The organism is Actinomadura sp. KC345 (genome assembly GCF_004348515.1).
GTDB lineage: Bacteria > Actinomycetota > Actinomycetes > Streptosporangiales > Streptosporangiaceae > Spirillospora.
Genome location: NZ_SMKH01000585.1, coordinates 1 through 1053, shown reverse-complemented (window position 1 = coordinate 1053; position 1053 = coordinate 1). Strand labels below are relative to the sequence as shown.

The window sequence follows — 1053 nt, the reverse complement described above, 5'->3', positions numbered from 1 at the left end:
GCCGACCAGCTCGGGGTGCATCGTGAGGCGTTGCGGACCTGGATTCGGCAGGCCGAGGTCGATGGCGGGCAGCGTCTGGGGACCACGACCAGCGACGCGCAAAGGATCGCCGAGTTGGAGCGCGAGAACCGGGAGTTGCGGCGGGCGAACGAGATCCTGAAGGCCGCGAGCGCTTATTTCGCCCGGGAACTCGACCCGAAACTGCCGCGCTAGTCGAGTTCATCGATTCTCACCGGGAGCGGTTCGGAGTGGATCCGATCTGTGCCGTGCTGGGGTGTGCGCCGTCGACGTATTGGGCGGTGAAGAGACGCGAGGCCGAACCGTCGGCTCGTGCGGTGCGTGACGAATGGTTGAAGAAGGAGATCAGGCGGGTGTGGGAAGGTCCGGGCCGGCGGGTGTACGGGGCGCGGAAGGTGTGGACGCACCTGAATCGTGAAGGTGTCGAGGTCGCCCGGTGCACGGTGGAGCGGCTGATGCGGGAGCTGGGCGTCGCCGGGGTGTGCGCGTCCCGCAAGCGGCCCCGCACCACGGTGCCGGGTGCGGACCGGCCTGGTGACCTGCTGGAACGGGACTTCACCGCGGACGCTCCCGATCGGCGGTGGGTGGCGGACATCACGTATGTCGACACCGCTGCCGGGTGGGTGTACGCCGCGTTCGTGCAGGACTTGTTCTCCCGGGCCATCGTGGGGTGGCAGGTGGCCGATCACCTGGGGGCCGAACTGGCGCTGGATGCGCTGGAAATGGGGGTCTGGTCGCGTGGCGGCATCGACGACGGCCTGGTTCATCATAGCGACAGGGGCGTGCAATATACGGCGATTCGGTATGCCGAGCGATTGGACCAGCTCGGCGCAGCACGATCGGTCGGCAGCAAGGGCGATTCCTTCGACAACGCCGCCGCCGAGTCGCTGAACAGCCTCTACAAGAAGGAACTCATCGACTTCCATGGCGGCTGGTCCAATGTCATGGACGTGACAATCGCCACGATGGAATGGGTGGCGTGGTATAACACCGAAAGGATACATTCTTACTGCGGGAACATTCCCCCGCGCGAGT

2 protein-coding genes are annotated in these 1053 nt (G+C 65.8%); both read left to right on the top strand.

Annotated features, from left to right (window positions below; genetic code table 11):
- On the top strand, positions 1–213 hold a 213-nt coding region (locus E1281_RS39750), incomplete at its 5' end, for a transposase (RefSeq protein ID WP_165959333.1).
- Positions 214–221: 8 nt separating this feature from the next.
- On the top strand, positions 222–1053 hold an 832-nt coding region (locus E1281_RS39745), incomplete at its 3' end, for an IS3 family transposase (RefSeq protein ID WP_243717821.1).